At 39.7% G+C, this 18501-nt stretch carries 16 protein-coding genes and 1 pseudogene; 10 read left to right on the top strand and 7 right to left on the bottom strand.

The annotated features are described in order from the left end of the window. Nucleotides 1–74: 74 nt before the first annotated feature. Together HNR31_RS01610 and HNR31_RS01605 are read left to right on the top strand one after the other, a co-directional pair. Nucleotides 75–218 (top strand): YrzI family small protein, encoded by a 144-nt coding sequence (locus HNR31_RS01610; protein WP_373367351.1) that lies wholly within the window; start codon nucleotides 75–77, stop codon nucleotides 216–218. Nucleotides 219–795: 577 nt separating this feature from the next. Then, on the top strand, nucleotides 796–2931 hold the full coding sequence (locus tag HNR31_RS01605) for an alpha-amylase family glycosyl hydrolase (RefSeq protein ID WP_181554497.1): 2136 nt from the start codon (nucleotides 796–798) through the stop codon (nucleotides 2929–2931). Here the strand turns inward: HNR31_RS01605 and HNR31_RS18520 are convergent. The 3 genes and pseudogenes from HNR31_RS18520 to HNR31_RS01595 form a co-directional block, all read right to left on the bottom strand. Further along, nucleotides 2928–3233: pseudogene (locus HNR31_RS18520) on the bottom strand (sigma factor-like helix-turn-helix DNA-binding protein); the annotation flags it as partial. The gene HNR31_RS01605 and the pseudogene HNR31_RS18520 overlap by 4 nt on opposite strands. Nucleotides 3234–3947: 714 nt before the next feature. Then, complete coding sequence (gene pdxR, locus HNR31_RS01600; protein ID WP_181554496.1) at nucleotides 3948–5399, bottom strand: MocR-like pyridoxine biosynthesis transcription factor PdxR; 1452 nt, start codon at nucleotides 5397–5399, stop codon at nucleotides 3948–3950. A 76-nt stretch (nucleotides 5400–5475) separates the two neighbouring features. Continuing rightward, a complete protein-coding gene (locus HNR31_RS01595; protein WP_181554495.1) occupies nucleotides 5476–6261 on the bottom strand; it encodes a PhzF family phenazine biosynthesis protein in 786 nt (261 codons plus the stop codon). 131 nt (nucleotides 6262–6392) lie between these two features. Between HNR31_RS01595 and HNR31_RS01590 the strand changes: the two genes are divergently transcribed. Together HNR31_RS01590 and HNR31_RS01585 are read left to right on the top strand one after the other, a co-directional pair. Further along, entirely contained in the window at nucleotides 6393–7013 is a 621-nt protein-coding gene (locus HNR31_RS01590; RefSeq protein WP_181554494.1) for a LysE/ArgO family amino acid transporter, read from the top strand. 241 nt (nucleotides 7014–7254) lie between these two features. After that, the gene (locus tag HNR31_RS01585) at nucleotides 7255–8394 is read left to right on the top strand and encodes an aminotransferase class V-fold PLP-dependent enzyme (RefSeq protein WP_181554493.1); all 1140 of its coding nucleotides are present in this window, start codon (nucleotides 7255–7257) and stop codon (nucleotides 8392–8394) included. 520 nt (nucleotides 8395–8914) lie between these two features. Here HNR31_RS01585 and sigK read toward each other — a convergent pair. Further along, nucleotides 8915–9625 (bottom strand): RNA polymerase sporulation sigma factor SigK, encoded by a 711-nt coding sequence (sigK, locus tag HNR31_RS01580; protein WP_181554492.1) that lies wholly within the window; start codon nucleotides 9623–9625, stop codon nucleotides 8915–8917. Nucleotides 9626–9816: 191 nt separating this feature from the next. Between sigK and gltP the strand changes: the two genes are divergently transcribed. The 5 genes from gltP to ytvI all read left to right on the top strand — a co-directional run bounded on the left by gltP (nucleotide 9817) and on the right by ytvI (nucleotide 15134). After that, the gene (gene gltP, locus HNR31_RS01575; protein ID WP_181554491.1) at nucleotides 9817–11082 is read left to right on the top strand and encodes a glutamate/aspartate:proton symporter GltP; all 1266 of its coding nucleotides are present in this window, start codon (nucleotides 9817–9819) and stop codon (nucleotides 11080–11082) included. Nucleotides 11083–11469: 387 nt separating this feature from the next. Beyond that, nucleotides 11470–12066 carry a DedA family protein gene (locus tag HNR31_RS01570; protein ID WP_181554490.1) on the top strand — a complete coding sequence of 199 codons (597 nt, stop codon included), beginning with the start codon at nucleotides 11470–11472 and terminating at the stop codon, nucleotides 12064–12066. 66 nt (nucleotides 12067–12132) lie between these two features. After that, the gene (gene pyk, locus HNR31_RS01565) at nucleotides 12133–13194 is read left to right on the top strand and encodes a pyruvate kinase (protein ID WP_181554857.1); all 1062 of its coding nucleotides are present in this window, start codon (nucleotides 12133–12135) and stop codon (nucleotides 13192–13194) included. Between the two features lie 22 nt (nucleotides 13195–13216). Next, nucleotides 13217–13996, top strand: a complete 780-nt coding sequence (locus HNR31_RS01560) for an undecaprenyl-diphosphate phosphatase (RefSeq protein ID WP_181554489.1) — start codon at nucleotides 13217–13219, stop codon at nucleotides 13994–13996. Nucleotides 13997–14105: 109 nt separating this feature from the next. Continuing rightward, complete coding sequence (gene ytvI, locus HNR31_RS01555; RefSeq protein WP_220129352.1) at nucleotides 14106–15134, top strand: sporulation integral membrane protein YtvI; 1029 nt, start codon at nucleotides 14106–14108, stop codon at nucleotides 15132–15134. Between the two features lie 177 nt (nucleotides 15135–15311). On the opposite strand, the gene motB is transcribed toward ytvI, so the two are convergent. The 3 genes from motB to pssA all read right to left on the bottom strand — a co-directional run bounded on the left by motB (nucleotide 15312) and on the right by pssA (nucleotide 17586). After that, nucleotides 15312–16067: a flagellar motor protein MotB gene (motB, locus tag HNR31_RS01550; RefSeq protein WP_181554487.1), complete on the bottom strand. Its 756-nt coding sequence runs from the start codon at nucleotides 16065–16067 to the stop codon at nucleotides 15312–15314. Next, entirely contained in the window at nucleotides 16060–16851 is a 792-nt protein-coding gene (gene motA / locus HNR31_RS01545; RefSeq protein ID WP_181554486.1) for a flagellar motor stator protein MotA, read from the bottom strand. Before motA ends, motB begins: the two co-directional genes overlap by 8 nt. A gap of 195 nt (nucleotides 16852–17046) precedes the next feature. Beyond that, nucleotides 17047–17586: a CDP-diacylglycerol--serine O-phosphatidyltransferase gene (gene pssA / locus HNR31_RS01540; RefSeq protein ID WP_181554485.1), complete on the bottom strand. Its 540-nt coding sequence runs from the start codon at nucleotides 17584–17586 to the stop codon at nucleotides 17047–17049. Between the two features lie 120 nt (nucleotides 17587–17706). Between pssA and HNR31_RS01535 the strand changes: the two genes are divergently transcribed. Beyond that, on the top strand, nucleotides 17707–18486 hold the full coding sequence (locus HNR31_RS01535) for a phosphatidylserine decarboxylase (RefSeq protein ID WP_181554484.1): 780 nt from the start codon (nucleotides 17707–17709) through the stop codon (nucleotides 18484–18486). Nucleotides 18487–18501 lie beyond the last annotated feature (15 nt).

Raw genomic sequence — 18501 nt, 5'->3', positions numbered from 1 at the left:
TTCCTGTGGCTTTTTTGTGTCCAAAGCCGCAGGAGATGCTCTCACTGCGGCTTTTTTACTGAAGGAGGTGAAAAATGATGACGATTAACTTGTTTTTTATTACCGTAACCATTCAATGGAGAAAGAAGACAAGGGAAGAAATCGAACATGAACGCCTTGTTAAACAAATTGAAGAAGAAATTATGGACCGTAAATGTTCGATGCACAAACTATTTTAATGCAAGGAGGTTTTTTCAATGATGACAGTGAAAAATCGAATGATAATGTGGCTATGGGGGACGGGAGATTCCACCTAACCGATGGGAGAATGCCAATGATGCTGCGAGTTTTACTATTGACCATTGAATTTCATAAATTGTTCAAAACCTTGCTACGAAACTTGCTGCCTCTTCGTATAAAATAAAAACAAAGAACGCTAAGGGGAGGAACAAGGGATGTTCGCCATAGTAATGGGGATTGTAATTACAGTGTCAATTGCGTTAATTATCAGCGCAGAAGTCAGTGTAGAAGCTAAATAATTTTGCATAAAAGAGGGAATCGCAAATAATCGAGATTCTCTCTTTTTCTTATTGAAATTTATAGATTGATGCCTTGACACTGAGTAATATACTGAATATTATAAAAATAAAGATATTATTGGTGACAATTTGAGGGCAATGCTTGTTTTCATTGTTCGGATGGAAACACAACCCCGGCGTATCTTTAGGATATGACGGGGTTTTTTATATGCAGGAGGTGAGGGTTATTCTTAGCACTATACAACTTTAAGACCTATTATTGAAGGAGGATAACTGAATGAGAAGATGGCTTTCGCTAGTCTTGAGCATGTCATTTGTATTTAGTGCAATTTTTATAGTATCTGATACGCAGAAAGTCACCGTTGAAGCAGCTGGAAATCTTAATAAGGTAAACTTTACATCAGATGTTGTCTATCAAATTGTAGTGGATCGATTTGTGGATGGAAATACATCCAATAATCCGAGTGGAGCATTATTTAGCTCAGGATGTACGAATTTACGCAAGTATTGCGGTGGAGATTGGCAAGGCATCATCAATAAAATTAACGATGGGTATTTAACAGATATGGGTGTGACAGCGATATGGATTTCTCAGCCTGTAGAAAATGTATTTTCTGTGATGAATGATGCAAGCGGTTCCACATCCTATCATGGTTATTGGGCGCGCGATTTCAAAAAGCCAAACCCGTTTTTTGGTACCCTCAGTGATTTCCAACGTTTAGTTGATGCCGCACATGCAAAAGGAATAAAGGTAATTATTGACTTTGCCCCCAACCATACTTCTCCTGCTTCAGAAACGAATCCTTCTTATATGGAAAACGGACGACTGTACGATAATGGGACATTGCTTGGCGGTTACACAAATGATGCCAACATGTATTTTCACCATAACGGTGGAACAACGTTTTCCAGCTTAGAGGATGGGATTTATCGAAATCTGTTTGACTTGGCGGACCTTAACCATCAGAACCCTGTTATTGATAGGTATTTAAAAGATGCAGTAAAAATGTGGATAGATATGGGGATTGATGGTATCCGTATGGATGCGGTGAAGCACATGCCGTTTGGATGGCAAAAATCTCTGATGGATGAGATTGATAACTATCGTCCTGTCTTTACGTTTGGGGAGTGGTTTTTGTCAGAAAATGAAGTGGACGCGAACAATCATTACTTTGCCAATGAAAGTGGAATGAGTTTGCTCGATTTTCGTTTCGGACAAAAGCTTCGTCAAGTATTGCGCAATAACAGCGATAATTGGCATGGCTTTAATCAAATGATTCAAGATACGGCATCAGCATATGACGAGGTTCTCGATCAAGTAACATTCATAGACAACCATGATATGGATCGGTTTATGATTGACGGAGGAGATCCGCGCAAGGTGGATATGGCACTTGCTGTATTATTGACATCCCGTGGCGTACCGAATATTTACTATGGTACAGAGCAATACATGACCGGTAACGGCGATCCAAACAATCGTAAGATGATGAGTTCATTCAATAAAAATACTCGCGCGTATCAAGTGATTCAAAAACTATCTTCTCTCCGACGAAACAATCCGGCGTTAGCTTATGGTGATACGGAACAGCGTTGGATCAATGGCGATGTGTATGTGTATGAGCGACAGTTTGGCAAAGATGTTGTGTTAGTTGCCGTTAATCGTAGTTCAAGCAGTAATTACTCGATTACTGGCTTATTTACAGCTTTACCAGCAGGAACATATACGGATCAGCTTGGCGGTCTTTTAGACGGAAATACAATTCAAGTCGGTTCAAATGGATCAGTTAATGCATTTGACTTAGGACCGGGGGAAGTCGGTGTATGGGCATACAGTGCAACAGAAAGCACGCCAATTATTGGTCATGTTGGACCGATGATGGGGCAAGTCGGTCATCAAGTAACCATTGATGGCGAAGGATTCGGAACAAATACGGGCACTGTGAAGTTCGGAACGACAGCTGCCAATGTTGTGTCTTGGTCTAACAATCAAATCGTTGTGGCTGTACCAAATGTGTCACCAGGAAAATATAATATTACCGTCCAATCATCAAGCGGTCAAACGAGTGCGGCTTATGATAACTTTGAAGTACTAACAAATGATCAAGTGTCAGTGCGGTTTGTTGTTAATAACGCGACTACCAATCTAGGGCAAAATATATACATTGTTGGCAACGTATATGAGCTCGGCAACTGGGACACTAGTAAGGCAATCGGTCCAATGTTCAATCAAGTGGTTTACTCCTATCCTACATGGTATATAGATGTCAGTGTCCCAGAAGGAAAGACAATTGAGTTTAAGTTTATTAAAAAAGACAGCCAAGGTAATGTCACTTGGGAAAGTGGTTCAAATCATGTTTATACGACACCAACGAATACAACCGGAAAAATTATAGTGGATTGGCAGAACTAATAGAAGCCCCTTGAAATCAAGCAATTATGCGTGATCTCAAGGGGCTTGATGACGCTATGGCTGCTTCTCTGTTTCATTCGGCAAAAAGTATGAAACATTTTTATAATTGCCCGCTTTTCAATGCATGATACATAGATTCCTAATATGCCCAGCTCTTTGGCGATTTCCCGATATGTGTTTCTCTCTGCAAATCCAACCTGAACCGGCTAATCATCACTTCTTTTTCCCGTTCATCCAATACGTCAATGTATTTTGACTTGTTCCAACTCCATGTTCAATTGGGTTTCATCGACGACATCTTTTCTCGGATTTTAGTAAGTATGAGGCTAAATTCATTTACACTAGTACCACACACAAATTCAAATACACCAAAACAGCTGGAATTTTGGATCATAAACTCTTAGACGCACATCGCTTGGTTGAACGTTTCACATAAAATAGGACATATCATTAGCCAACCAAAACGATAGAGTTCTAGAAATGATCCAAACAGCTTTTACGAAATATTTTCTTTTTACTCTTTAACTGACTTATCTGTTAACCGCCTATGCTGTATTTTGCGATTCCACAGATTATAGAAAAAGTTTTTTTCATGGGAGACATCCTGCCGCATCTATGCAGCACCATCAGAAGGATGATGAATTTTCAGGATAGTTATTAGGGAACTATGGGGTTGTTTATGACGTTTATTTAAGTAATGCCGCTGGAAAACGAATTAAAATTACACCGAACTTAACTTAGGAGCTACACAAGCATAAATTGTATTATGGACAGCTGCTAATTCTTGGTGTAGAACCACTTATGTAAGTCGTTCCAGCTCTGAACCACTTTGGTATATGTCTGTACCTAGCGATGGCCATTTTAGATTTATCCTTCCTGGCGGAAACTTTGGAAATGTTTTATTTGAAGTAGTCAACTAATATAGTATCAGCCCCTCCAATAGTTATTGTTGGCAGATCAGCTTGTCGGCTTTGTCGACAAGCTGAAGACAAATAGTTAACTAATGAGATAAAGGGTTATGAGATTAGCTGTCGAATCACTTCTGAAAGACGAAAGATTCCTTTTTCCAAGTCAGCTAAAGAAGCATAGGAATAAGAAAGACGAAGGTACTGGGTCGCATGTTGATCATAGACATTTCCCGGGTTCAATAGAATTCCTCGCTCTAATGCTTTTTCAAAAAGTTCCTTTATGGAGAGTGAAGGTAATAAGCGTAGCCATATATAAAAACCGCCCTTGGGAACAGACCAGGTCGCAATGTCGGAAAAATACCTCTGCAATGAATCGATCATGATCTCTCTGCGAATCTTCAATTCCTTTCTGACCTCTTCTAAATGTTGATGATAGAACCCAATTGATAGCCATTCCGCAACAGTCCACTGAGACAAGGAACTGGATCCGTAATCGGTTTGCATTTTAATATCCGCCAATCGTTCAATGACAGGCTTCGGTCCGACTACCCAGCCGATTCTCAAACCTAGACTCAATGTTTTCGACATGCTTCCCAGGTATAGAACAAGCCCATTTTTATCGATGGCTTTTAAAGGTGGAGGAGGCGGTGAATCGAGCCAGAGTTCCCGGTATACGTCATCTTCAATAATCGGCAGTTGCTCTTGTTCGCATACATCAATCAGTTCTCTCCGTCTTTCTTCGGACATCAAGATTCCCGTTGGATTATGGAAGGACGGAATCGTATAAAGTAACGAAGCATTTTGCCGCTTTTTTTGTTCCGTAATCGTTTTTATTTGAACTCCATCTTCATCTAAAGGAAGTCCGAATAATCGCATCCCGGCAGATTGAAACACATGCAGGGAATACAGATACGATGGTTTTTCCAGAAAAATCGTAGCCCCCCGCTGCAAGAGACCTAATGAAATCAATTGCAATGCTTGCAAAGCTCCTGACACAATCAAAATGGAAGAAGGGGAAGCCTCAATCCCGATGGTTTTCAAATATCCACTAAGCTGTTCTCTAAGAAAAAGCAGCCCTTTCGGTTCTTCGTAGCCAAGTGAATCAATGCGGTCCGGCAACCGCTTAAATACTTGTTTCATCATCTTGCGTGGAAATAAATCAGGAGAAAGCTCTCCCGTTCCCAACCGGATGATAGCTGGATCAAACTCTGCTTTGTTGATTTCCTGTATCGTAGGCAAATTGGGGTAATGGCTCCCCGCTTGCACATAGGAGTTCCAGTCCGGGGGAGGGGTAGAAGTCATCAAGGACCATGTATTGTTAATCACTTTCGTCCCGCTTCCGCTTTTTCCTTCGAGCAATCCCTCTGCGGTCAATTCTTCCAAAGCCGCAACGACCGTGCTGCGGTTCACTCCCCATGCTTGGGCCAATGTGCGTTGGGGAGGGATTTTCATCCCTACAGTCCATTCTCCTGTTTCAATCTTTTCTTTTATATATTCTTTGATCTGGATATAGAGGGGGATTGGAGATGATTTGTCTGGTTTCCAATCTACTTCGATCATGAAAGATTCTCTCCCATATAAATATAAAAACTTTTGAATTCATATATTTAAACGAGTCTGTAGATAAGGTAAGGCATTAAACAAAAAGCTCACCTTTCAAAACTGTGACCGCCTTACCTGATAATAGGACATGATTGTTTGACATTTTGACCTTTATCATTCCGCCTCTAGCTGAGGCCTGATAGGCAATAAACTCGTCTTTGTTTAACCGGCGCTTCCAGTAAGGTCCCAAACAGCAGTGTGCCGAACCGGTAACTGCGTCTTCGACAATCCCTTGTGCGGGAGAAAAAAATCGAGAAATGAAATCAAACTTTCCAGAACTTGACCGGCTTGTCACGATTACTCCACGAATCGGGAGTTGCGCAATGGAACCTATATCAGGTGTGAGATTTTTTACTATATCCTCTGACTCGACTTCGACGATATAATCAAGTTGATTTTTTCCCACGTATTTTGGTACAACTCCCAATGCTTTAATCAGTTTGTCCGGGGCAGTTATTTCGTGATCCGGAGCGGATGGAAAGTCAAGTTCAATCCAACCATTCTTTACAGTGGCAGTGAGTATCCCGCTTTTTGTACTAAAACTTACTGGATTTTCTGCTTTTATGTATCCCATCTCCCATAAAACGTAGGCGCTAGCCAAAGTTCCATGCCCACAGAGCGGTATTTCAGTAGTCGGAGTAAACCAACGCAAGCTGAATCCGCCATTTGTATATTCGAGAAAAGCAGTTGTTGGTAAATTGATCTCCTTCGCTACCTTTTGCATCCATTCGGCATCCTTTGATCCCGGTAAAACACAAACAGCAGCAGGATTTCCTGTAAATGGTTGATCCGTAAAAGCATTTATTAGAAAAATTTTCATTTTTCCCCTCCCTATCATTCTTGTTTCGATTATACAATTTGGTTGGTATAAAATCCATCCAATTGGTTGGAGACAACGATAGATATCCAAGTATAATTGTATTCATATAGCACGCAATAGGAGGGATTGGAATGATAGAAGCCTTCATTCACGGACTGATTCTTGCGTTTGGACTCATTCTTCCTCTTGGCGTCCAAAACGTTTTTGTTTTTAATCAAGGAGCCCTTCAGAAACGCTTCATCCATGTGCTTCCGGTCGTTCTTACTGCTTCACTATGCGATACTCTTTTAATTACCCTTGCTGTTTTCGGGGTATCTCTTGTGATTTTAGGTTCGTTTTGGCTCAAAACGATACTACTGAGCGTCGGGATAGTGCTTTTGCTATATATGGGATGGAACACCTGGAAAAGTACCCCTGAAAATAGCAACAACGAAAATATAACCAAAGAAACGTTTACTCCTCTCAAACAAATTGCGTTTTCGGCTTCAGTCTCGCTGCTGAATCCTCATGCGATCATGGATACGGTTGGGGTGATCGGAACAAGTTCACTTCAATACAATGGAGGGGAAAAAGCAGCTTTTGCACTTGCCTGTATTCTGGTTTCTTGGGTCTGGTTCATAGGATTGGCTGTGGCAGGCCGAATAACAGGGGAGCTAGATAAATCTGGACGTTTGATGATGGTCCTCAACAAAATTTCTGCCCTAGTGATGTGGGGAGCAGCGGTTTATATTGGATTAACACTGGCGAAATAAAAGCCGGGTTTTCGGATTATTGCGTGGAATGTTAAGGAATAGAGGTTTCATTATTCCCCGCCAGTGATGTATTCGAATAAAATTTAGTGATGATTCAGTAGTATCGTATAGCGTAGTTTTAGATAACTCTTGTAGAGTCATTTAAACATAGTAGTAAACTAAAAGGAGGAGTCCAGTTAATAATAGGGAGACCGAGAAGCAGGAGAAATGATTTACGCGGAATCGAAAGGAGGAACTAGGATTGAATCATCCGTACGCTCATTATCGTTCCTTATTTCCGGTTTTAGCATCTAAGATCCATCTTGCGAGTTGTTCACAAGGTGCAATATCCAAAGCTGTTTCTGAGTCTATGGAAGAGTACCTGAATAGTTTACTTACGATGGGAGTTAATTGGAATCCATCCATCCAAGAAGTCGAAAAAGCAAAAAACGGTTTTGCAAAATTAATCGGTGCTGATCCGAATGAAATTGCTGTATTAGGATCGGTCTCTGATATTTTTTCCGCTATTGCTTCTTCTCTTTCTTTTGAAAAAGGGAAAAATAGAATTGTTACTACAGATATGGATTTTCCAACCGTAGGTCATGTATGGCTTGCCCAGGAAAAGTTTGGTGCGAACGTGAGTTTTATCCCTTCACACCATGGAGTTATCCCTATAGAGTATTACGAACGTTTTGTAACGTCTGATACGCTCATCACATCCATCTCTCATATTTGTTATTACAATGGATTCAAGCAAGACATTAAAGCTATTGCAGAAATTGTTCATCGTAAAGGTTCTCTTTTATTTGTTGATGCTTATCAATCAGCAGGACAGGTTCCCATTGATGTAAAGAAAATGGATATTGACATATTGGCAGCAGGAACTAGGAAATACATGTTAGGTATTCCAGGGATGTCCTTCTTATATATGAAAACCGAGCTTGCAGAGAAATGGAAGCCACGTGTAACAGGATGGTTTGGCCAGGAGAATCATTCGAAATTCGATGTTCATCAACTAACACAAGCGCCTGGAGCACGTCGATTTGAGACTGGAACACCATCTTTCATCAGCGCTTATGCCGCTACTGCCGCTATTCGTTTGCTTCTTGAGATAGGAGTAGAGAATATATCTTCTTATTTAAATCAATTAGCTCAATTCACATTAGATTATGGACAAGAAAAAGGATTACGCGCTGTTGGTCCGCTATCTGCTGATCAACGAGGCGCCATGACTGCTTTTTATGCAGAAAATGCTGGGCAGATAGAATCTATCATGAAAGAGAGAAATATTATTGTTTCTGCCAGAAACGATGTAATCCGAATCGCTCCCCATTTTTACAATACACAGGATGATGTTCGGCAGGCGATTGACGAGCTAACAACTGTTCTTAATACTAAGTAACGGATAGCTTAACAAGATGGGCATTAGAGGAAAACTGTCATGAACAATGTACCAAAAGAGTCGCAACTGTTCCACTCTTTTATTAAGGAAAGGACTTATCCCCATCGACATCAAGTGAAGCAAATGCTTTTTCTATCTCTAATCACATCGATGTTAGAAAGGATGTTTTATAGAACATTTATGAATCAAATCATGAAGTGCTCTGTCATCTGTTTTCATCGCAACAACTTCAACCAATCGCAAAAGATATCGGATTTATGCAACGAAAAAAAGCTACCGAAATAAAAACGAAACTCAGATAGAGAATCCACATAAAAGGACAAGCCCATCCATTGTCCTGTAGACAGTATCTTTCCTGCTTGCTTTGACCATCGAAAGGTTGTATACAGATTTTATCATGTTTTAGTACGTTTTGGATAAATCGTCTGTACGAACGCGAATCCGCCAGCGTAGAAACAGCATCACACAAAAAAGGGGCAATCCCAGAATGATTGCTCCCTTCTTTTGGAAAGTATTATGATTATCGACGTTTCTCCTTTTCGTTGCGATAAAATTCATGAAACATTTTCATGAGTGCCCGCTTTTCAATGCGCGATACGTAGCTTCTTGAAATGCCTAGTTCTTTAGCGATTTCCCGCTGTGTTTTTTCCCGTTGCAAATTTAGCCCGAACCGGCTGATGATCACTTCTTTTTCTCGTTCATCCAGCACATCAATATATTTTTTGACTTGTTCTATCTCCATGTTCAATTGAATTTCATCAATGACATCTTCTCCCTCGGATTTTAATACATCAATGAGGCTGATTTCGTTTCCTTCCTTATCTTGGCCGATCGGCTCGTGAAGGGAGACGTCCTTTTTTGTTTTCTTTAACGAGCGCAAATGCATCAATATTTCATTTTCAATACAGCGAGCCGCGTATGTTGCGAGTTTTGTTCCCTTGCCTTGTGAATAGCTTTCAATCGCTTTAATGAGGCCGATGGTTCCGATCGAAATTAAGTCTTCGACGTCTTCGCCTGTGTTCTCAAATTTCTTGACAATATGAGCGACAAGTCGTAAATTATGTTCAATTAAAATGTTGCGAGCCTCTTCATCGCCTTCTGCCATGAGCTGTAAGTATTTTTCCTCTTCTTTTACGCTTAGCGGTTGGGGAAATGCGTTATTTTTAATATATGACACTAAAAACAATAACTCTTTAATGATGAACGTAAATGCAGACAAGATGCCAGACATTTTCTCACCCCACCCCATGTTGTTGTAGGCATGCGCCTATTACTTATATGTATGAAAAGGCGAAGTTGTCCGTGTTTGGACATAAAAAAATAATGGTAGTAAATGACAATATTATGCGAATATTCTTGACATAATTCCTTAATGAGGATAAAATAAGTTTGTCGTTTTATGTCTAAAAAGGGGGGAAGTCAATGAAAAAAATTGGACTTGCTTGGCAAATTTTTATCGGATTAATTCTTGGTATTGTTGTAGGAGCGATTTTTTACGGAAACCCTACCGTAGCGACATATTTGCAACCAATTGGAGATATTTTCCTTCGTTTGATAAAAATGATTGTTATTCCAATTGTTGTGTCAAGTCTTATCGTTGGCGTAGCAAATGTTGGGGATTTAAAGAAGCTCGGAAAATTAGGTGGAAAAACACTCATTTATTTTGAAATTATTACAACGTTCGCGATTGTGGTTGGTCTATTAGCGGCGAACCTTTTCCAACCTGGAGAGGGTGTCAATATGAAGAATCTGGAAAAAACGGATATTCAAAGCTATGTGGACACAACGAATGAAGTAAAACATCATTCGATGGTCGAAACCGTTGTGAATATTGTGCCAAAAAATATTGTTGAGTCGCTCGCGAACGGTGATATGTTAGCAATTATTTTCTTCTCTGTAATGTTTGGATTAGGTGTTGCAGCGATTGGGGAAAAAGGAAAACCTGTTTTGCAATTTTTCCAAAGCACTGCAGATGCGATGTTTTATGTGACGAATCAAATTATGAAGTTTGCACCATTTGGTGTGTTTGCGTTAATTGGTGTTACCGTTTCTAAATTTGGTGTTGAATCGCTTGTTCCATTAAGTAAACTAGTGCTTGTAGTCTATGGAACAATGATTTTCTTTGTGGTTGTTGTCCTTGGAATTGTAGCTAAATTAGTGGGTGTGAATATTTTTCATGTCATCAAAATTTTGAAAGATGAGCTTGTGCTTGCGTATAGTACAGCTAGCTCGGAGACGGTACTTCCTAAAATCATGGAAAAGATGGAAAGATTCGGATGTCCGAAGGCGATTACGTCGTTTGTTATTCCAACAGGTTATTCGTTTAATCTAGATGGTTCAACGTTATACCAAGCATTAGCAGCTATTTTCATCGCACAATTATACGGAATTGATATGTCGATTACGCAGCAAATTTCCCTTTTATTAGTATTAATGGTAACATCGAAAGGAATCGCTGGAGTACCTGGTGTTTCATTCGTTGTCTTATTGGCAACGTTAGGAACAGTCGGAATCCCAATCGAAGGATTAGCATTTATTGCAGGAATTGACCGGATTTTAGATATGGCTCGTACAGCTGTGAACGTAGTTGGAAACTCTTTGGCAGCGGTTGTCATCTCCAAATGGGAAGGACAATATAACGAAGAAAAAGGAAAACAATATGTCGAAGAAGTTGTACGAAGCGCGTAATGGAAAGGCGGCTATCCTCATCATAGATGAGGCGGCCGCTTTTTTATGTGAGATGAACATTGTCTAGCACAAGCACCCGACTCGTTTGTTTCTTGAATCAGCATTGATGCAAAACTCGAACAAAACATGGCTTAAAACGTAACGATTTAAGCTGCTCTGGATGGAAAGCTGTTTTGCAGGCGAAGAACATTTGCCGATCACGGGAGTCATGGTGGTGACATTTCGCTGTTTGTCCGCAGAATGCAGGCAGTTTTTAGGCGGAATTGAGGCGTTTACGTCTTTTTATTAAGCCTACAGACTTATTTTTTTATATGTACTTAGTATAGTATAATGTTGCTTTGAATATGGTTAAATTGGGAGCCTGTCTGATACATAGGAGGGAAAAAGATGCACGAACTAATTCAAAATATTTTCGCTTTTTTAGCAGATTTAGGTTATCCCGGAATTGCGCTTGCGTTAATGATCGAAGTCATTCCGAGCGAAATTGTATTAGCTTATGCGGGGTATTTAGTTTCACGTGGAGAAGTTTCATTTGTCGGTGCAGTGATTGCCGGAACAATCGGCGGAACAATTGCTCAACTTTTTCTTTATTGGATGGGGTATTATGGAGGTAGACCATTTCTTGATAAATATGGGAAATATTTATTAATTAAAGAGAAACATCTTCGTTTATCAGAGGAATGGTTTGAGAAGTACGGCTCGGGGGTTATTTTTACAGCCCGTTTTATTCCTGTTGTTCGTCATGCGATTTCCATCCCTGCCGGAATCGCCAAAATGCCGTGGTCGAAATTTACGCTATATACCACATGTGCCATCATTCCTTGGTCGATTTTCTTTATTTTTCTTGGAGACCGTTTAGGAAGCAATTGGCAACGTATTGATGAAATGGCACGGCCATATTTACAGCCTATCATCATCATTGCTGTTGTCGCTATGATCGTTTATATTGCTTTTCATGTTTATCGACGCAAAAGAAGTGCGTAAAAGAATGGAGAGGGCCAACAATCGTGAAAACTAAGGAAAAGTTTTCACGAAAGAGGGAGATGAATGATGACGATTGATCAAATTTGTACGATTGGCCCAGCTACTAACAATCCAGAAATGATTCGCGCACTTATGGAACACGGAATGACGATTGTACGTCTGAACCTGTCTCATGGGGATCATTTGGCTCATCGCCAAGTGATAGAAACTGTTCGTTCTTTCAACAAGCAGCTTGGAAAGCAAGTGAAAATTTTAGGCGATTTACAAGGTCCGAAAATTCGTCTCGGAGAAATCAAAGAGGGAAAAGCCGTCCTTCAAAAAGGAGAGACATTTGTGTTGTGGACGACTCTATGCATGGGGACGGAGAAGGAGGCGAGTGTTGACTACCCGAATATAGTCAACGATGTAAAAGTAGGAACGAAGATATTAGTTAATGATGGGGAAGTAGAGCTTGTTGCTAGGCGGGTTACCAATCAGTATGTTGAAACTGAGGTAGTCAGAGGCGGAACCATTGGAAGCAGGAAAAGCGTGAACCTCCCTGGTGCAAAGCTATCGATCCCTGCATTAACGGAGAAAGATAAGCGTGATTTGCAATTTTTGCTGGATGAACAAGTCGAAATGATTGCTTGTTCGTTTGTCAGAGAAGCTGATCATGTCCGTGACATCCGTGATATAATTTCTTCTTTCAGCTGCACTTGTCCTATGGTGATTGCGAAAATCGAAACATTAGAAGCAGTAAGAAATTTTACTGATATTCGCAACGAAGCGGAGGGTATTATGATTGCGCGCGGAGATTTAGGAGTGGAGTTGCCGTTTGCTTGGGTACCTTTGTTACAAAAGGCAATGATTTATGAGTGCAATCGCTTTAATACGTATGTTATTACCGCGACACAAATGTTGCAGTCCATGATCGAACATGAAAGGCCGACTCGCGCTGAAGTGACCGATATTTTTCAAGCGGTGCTAGATGGGACAAATGCGGTGATGTTATCAGCGGAAAGCGCATCCGGAAAGCATCCGATTGAAAGTGTCACAACATTGAAAACGATTAGTTCATTTGCGGAAAACATGAAATGTGAAGCGCCATTTGATTTTCAAGATATGATAAAACTGTTAGACACGGTATAAATGATTATGGGGAGAGGGGAGCATGACAAAATTTGAAGCATTTATTTTGGGGATGATCCAAGGGTTAACAGAATTTTTACCCATTAGCAGTACCGGTCATTTATATTTAGGAAGACATTTATTTGGCCTTGATGAAGCAGGATTGTTTCTCGATACGATGCTTCATATTGGCACATTGTTAGCGGTGTTTGTCATTTATAAAGAGGAATTGCTTTATATTATTCGAAAGCCGTTTAGTAAATTAACGTTTTTACTAATTATTGGTACGATTCCTGCCGTTGTGATAGGTCTGTTATTCAAAGATTATTTTGAGGAAATCTCGAAAACGGGTGTAACGATTGGATGGGAGTTTTTAATTACCGGTATGTTTCTGTGGTTAGCTGATGGCGTCAAAAATGGATATAAACGAATGGATGATATTACTTATACGGATGCGCTTGTCATCGGTACGTTTCAAGCAGCCGCCATTTTTCCAGCAATTTCACGTTCGGGACTTACAATTGTCGGCGGATTGATTCGCAAGCTCGATCGGGAAACAGCTGCCTATTTTTCGTTTTTGTTATCAATCCCAGCAATTGCTGGAGCGATTGTATTGCAGTCTCTTGATTTATTAGAGGGGAAAGTGGAGGCGATCTCCGTTAGTGCGCTCGTTATCGGAGCAATATCTTCCGCATTATTTGGCTACGTAGCTGTACGATGGATGATTAATTACTTACAAAAGCATTCATTGAAGGGATTTGCTGTATATGTATGGATTCTCGGTATCGTCGTTCTCACCTTCCAATTGACCGGAAGATTTTAAACACGGCCTATTAGAAAAGGTCGTGTTTTTTATTGATTGTCTTTTTTTCATTCGTTATATTTATTAATAGAGATCGATGATGATGCAGAAATGAGTTGAATGAGGGACAATGGTGAAAAAATTTTTCATACTTGCTGTTATTATTGCTATTGGTTTATTTTTAGTTCCATATAGCTTACCGCTTATTTTTGCGCTAATTACTGCGCTTTTATTAGAGCCTGCTGTGCAAAAGTTGCAGCGAAACTATCATTTAAAGCGAATTCATGCAGTGACGGCTGTTTTCTCCCTATTTCTTATCATGTTTGGATTTGTTTCTTACTTTATGGTAGTCATTCTTGTTCAACAATTTATGACGTTTTCGCAAAAATTGCCATCTTTTTTAGCGGAAACAACCGAAGTAGTCAATCGCTTTATCCAAACATGGGAATCGTATTCCAGTTCGATTCCAAAAGAAATTATCTCATCATTAGAAAATAGCGTAGAAACAATTAAAAATTTACTTCTTGAATTTGCGACAAACTTGACTCAATCGATTATTCACTACATTACGATGGTTCCAGAGTTTGTCATACACTTTTTAGTTTATTTAGTCGCGTTGTTTTTAATTAGTTTAGATTTGCCAAGGTTAAAAGCGGGAGTCAAAAAGCATTTATCGCCTCGTACGGAAGAGAGAGTAACGTTTATTGTCACACAGTTAAGTAAAGCGGGAATTGGTTTCATCAAAGCGCAATTTTTATTAAGTGTCATTACGTTTTTACTCGCACTAGGCGGACTTTTGCTTTTAAAAGTAGACTACGCTGTCATTTTGTCACTTCTCATTGTTATTGTTGATATTTTACCGATTTTGGGAACTGGTTCCGTTCTTGTTCCGTGGGGAATCATTAGTATCGCAAACGGTAACGAAACGCTCGGGATTGGGCTCATTATTTTATTTGTCGTGATTACAGTTATCCGGCGGATTATTGAGCCAAAAATTTTCTCATCAAATTTAGGCATTACACCTTTAGCCGCGTTAGTCAGTGTGTATTTGGGCTTTCAGCTACTAGGATTTATCGGTCTTTTCCTTGGTCCAGCACTTGTTATTATTATGGAAGCGATGATCAAAGCAGGAGTGATTAAATTTTCATTTAAGTTGTGATAAACAAAGGAGAGGTAAGTCACTTTCCTGCAAGGTTTCACCAAAGAAACGCTTAGAGCAGGCTAGCTACTGAGCTACATAAAGTCTTTCTTGTTCCATTCATGCTTTTATGAAGTATTGCGCAGTTGCTATATAATTTGTTAATTAAAAAGAGCTGACGGAAACTCCGTCAGCTCTTTACTCATTTTTGCTTTGGTTGTTTGGTAAAATCAAAATTTCGACACGGCGATTCTTCATCCGTCCTTCTGCTGTGTCGTTGGAAGCTACAGGCTTAAATTCACCGTATCCTTTTGCGCTAAACCAGCGTGGGTCTAGCTGTTTGTTTTCTAATAAAAGCTTCATAAAATTGACAGCACGCATGACGCTCAATTCCCAGTTTGAAGAAAATTTGGAATTGCGAATTGGCACATTGTCCGTATGTCCACTGACAATAATATTGCGTGGTGGATTCATGACAAGAAGGCGAGAAATTTCTTTAGCCAACTTTTGATCCTGTGGCCGCACATCTGCACTTCCTGAATCAAATAAGATGTCATTTAGGATGGTAATCAGTAACCCTTCCTCTGTCAACGTCGTTTTTAATTCGCCGGTTAAATGTTGCTTTTCAATATATTGATTAATTTTTGCCTGAATTTCTTGCAGTTCTTTTTGTTCTTGCCGCTGTTGTTCGTTTTGTTGCTGTTTTTTCTTGTTTATCGATGGCGACTGAGGCTGCTCTTCTTCAATCGGGCTTGGAAAATCAAAAACACCGATTCCCCCCGATATGGCACTATTAAACGAACGGGCAATCTCTTCGAATTTTTTCTGATCAAGCTGACTACTGGCAAATAGGACGATAAACAGCGCCAACAAAAGCGTCAATAAATCCGCATACGGAATGAGCCATGTTTCATCAATATGATCTTCATGATGATGCTTCTTTTTTTTACTCATCTTGTTTCTCTCCCTGTTCCATGATTCGTTTTCGTTCGCTTTCCGGGAGATACGAAGCTAACTTTTGCTCGATAGCGCGAGGAGCTTGTCCCTCTAAAATCGAAAGCACTCCCTCAATCATTACTTGACGTATTTTTACTTCCTCTTTTGATTTTCGTTTGAGCTTATTGGCAAATGGGTGCCACAATACATAACCGGTAAAAATACCCATTAATGTCGCGACGAATGCGGCACTGATCGCATGACCAAGCTCACTTACATTGTCCATATTTCCTAACGCGGCAATTAAACCAACAACCGCTCCAAGTACCCCGAGAGTCGGAGCGTATGTACCTGCTTGAGTAAAAATCGCTGCATTGGCTTGATGGCGTTCTTCCATTGCTGCAATCTCTTCGGTCATCACATCGCGGATAAAATCCTGGGTTTGTCCGTCGATCGCCAAGTTTAATCCATTGCGTAAAAACGGATCTTCGATTTCCGATACTTTTGCCTCTAATGCCAATAATCCTTCGCGGCGTGCAATATTCGCCCATTCTACAAACATTGGAATTAATTCTTCAATCGTAGGAATGTTTTGCTCTTTAAAGATGACACCAAATAGTTTAGGTACTTTTTTTATGTCGCGTGTTGGAAAGGCAATCGTGACTGCCGCTGCGGTTCCAACAAGAATAATCAAAATCGCCGCAGGGTTAATTAATACGCTTGGGCTGACTCCTTTAAAATACATTCCCACCCCTACAGCAATAATGCCAAGTATAATTCCAATAATAGATGTTTTGTCCAATGTAATCCCTCCGTTACTTGTAAAAATTAGCTGTTAGGTGTTGTGGCTGTGTTTGATTTCTACTATATTCTTATAATCAATCCAGATTTATCATATAATTAATCCAAGGAATTGAAAAGGGAATTTGGTATGAGTCAAAAATAAAAGGCTGTTCCTTTCATCGCCTTTTGCCTTGAAAGGACAGCCTGTTTCCCTTTATACTTTTTTCAATTTAAAGGTTCCCACCATTAAAAACGATAAAATCATGATGAAGAAAATAAAAAATTGTGGAGGAAAATAATGAATGGTTAAATAACTTAATGTAAGCAGTACTCCGGCAGCTGTAATTGGGAGTCCCGAAAAATATCCATTGTTTTCACTGATGTTAAATCGTGCCAAACGAAACGCACCGCATCCAATATATAAAATGGTGAAAAATGAACCGGGAGCGCCAAATTCGTGCAACAAACTTTGATATATCAATAGTGCTGGAGCCACACCAAATGATATAATATCACTCATTGAGTCCAATTGTTTGCCGAGTTCTGATTCAATATTTAATTTTCTTGCGACTGTTCCATCAAATCGATCGGCTAAGGCAGCTAAAAAGATGAGTAGTAAACTGACATTGAACTGCCCTTTCATCGTAAATAAAACAGAAAAACCGCCTAGGCAAAGGTTGGCTAATGTCAATACGTTTGCTGTATGTGCCTTTAACTTTTTCAGTGTATGATCGAGATAGTCTGATAAAAACATTTCTCCTCACTCCTTTTTCGCACTAAACGCGACAAAAAAATCTACTTCAATTATAATCATTTTATTTATAATATGAAAAGTAGTAAAGATGACTTGAGACATAAATTGGAGGGAACTTGTTTGTTAAAATGGTTGTATCGCTTTATGATTGAATTAACGAATCACTCATTTTCTTCAAAAATGATCGCCTTTTTTACGAAATCGCGGTTAAGTGCCATTCTCATTCCATCTTATGCTAAAATTTATCAAATTAACCAAGAAGAGATGGAAAAAAGTTTACACCATTATGAAACACTGCAGCAATTATTTATTCGCAAACTAAAGGCTGGGGCAAGGCCAATTGATCAAACAGCCAACAGCATTATTAGCCCTGTTGATGCAGTCATTGAAGATATCGGTACAGTTAGCGAAAACAAAGAAATCATCGTGAAAGGAAAAACGTACTCCATTCAAGAAATGCTTGGAAGCGACAGCGCTGCTGAAAAATATTTAAATGGATTGTTTATTATTTTGTATTTAAGCCCAAGTCATTATCACCGAATTCATAGCCCAATATCTGGAGTCGTTACGCGGCAGTGGTCGCTTGGTCATAAATCCTATCCTGTCAATCAGCTTGGGTTAAAGTATGGAAAAAAGCCATTATCTAAAAATTATCGAATGATTACGGAAGTGAATGCCAGAGGAAGGAATATAGCCATCGTGAAAATTGGAGCGATGTTTGTTAACAGCATCGAATTAACCCATCCGAATGACCACCTTGTTAAAGGAGAAGAAATGGCGTATTTTTCGTTTGGTTCTACAGTCGTATTGTTATTTGAAAAAGATAGTATGGAGCTTGATTCAAGAATCACGGCTCCGATGGCTATTAAGGTTGGGGAACGAATCGGCTATTTAAAATAAATAAAAAAAGAGCCC

This window comes from Thermaerobacillus caldiproteolyticus (assembly GCF_013761245.1).
Lineage (GTDB): Bacteria > Bacillota > Bacilli > Bacillales > Anoxybacillaceae > Thermaerobacillus > Thermaerobacillus caldiproteolyticus.
Note: the sequence above shows the minus strand (reverse complement) of the source record. Positions and strands in the feature narration are given on the sequence as shown.

Excerpts from the sequence above, each read along its gene's own strand:
- gltP (WP_181554491.1), top strand. The coding sequence starts at position 9,817 with ATGAAAAAAATTGGACTTGCTTGGCAAATTTTTATCGGATTAATTCTT.
- HNR31_RS01560 (WP_181554489.1), top strand. The coding sequence starts at position 13,217 with ATGACAAAATTTGAAGCATTTATTTTGGGGATGATCCAAGGGTTAACA.
- ytvI (WP_220129352.1), top strand. The coding sequence starts at position 14,106 with ATGGTGAAAAAATTTTTCATACTTGCTGTTATTATTGCTATTGGTTTA.
- pyk (WP_181554857.1), top strand. The coding sequence starts at position 12,133 with ATGACGATTGATCAAATTTGTACGATTGGCCCAGCTACTAACAATCCA.
- HNR31_RS01605 (WP_181554497.1), top strand. The coding sequence starts at position 796 with ATGAGAAGATGGCTTTCGCTAGTCTTGAGCATGTCATTTGTATTTAGT.
- HNR31_RS01570 (WP_181554490.1), top strand. The coding sequence starts at position 11,470 with ATGCACGAACTAATTCAAAATATTTTCGCTTTTTTAGCAGATTTAGGT.
- HNR31_RS01590 (WP_181554494.1), top strand. The coding sequence starts at position 6,393 with ATGATAGAAGCCTTCATTCACGGACTGATTCTTGCGTTTGGACTCATT.
- motB (WP_181554487.1), bottom strand. The coding sequence starts at position 16,067 with ATGAGTAAAAAAAAGAAGCATCATCATGAAGATCATATTGATGAAACA.
- HNR31_RS01595 (WP_181554495.1), bottom strand. The coding sequence starts at position 6,261 with ATGAAAATTTTTCTAATAAATGCTTTTACGGATCAACCATTTACAGGA.
- pssA (WP_181554485.1), bottom strand. The coding sequence starts at position 17,586 with ATGTTTTTATCAGACTATCTCGATCATACACTGAAAAAGTTAAAGGCA.
- HNR31_RS01610 (WP_373367351.1), top strand. The coding sequence starts at position 75 with ATGATGACGATTAACTTGTTTTTTATTACCGTAACCATTCAATGGAGA.
- pdxR (WP_181554496.1), bottom strand. The coding sequence starts at position 5,399 with ATGATCGAAGTAGATTGGAAACCAGACAAATCATCTCCAATCCCCCTC.
- sigK (WP_181554492.1), bottom strand. The coding sequence starts at position 9,625 with ATGTCTGGCATCTTGTCTGCATTTACGTTCATCATTAAAGAGTTATTG.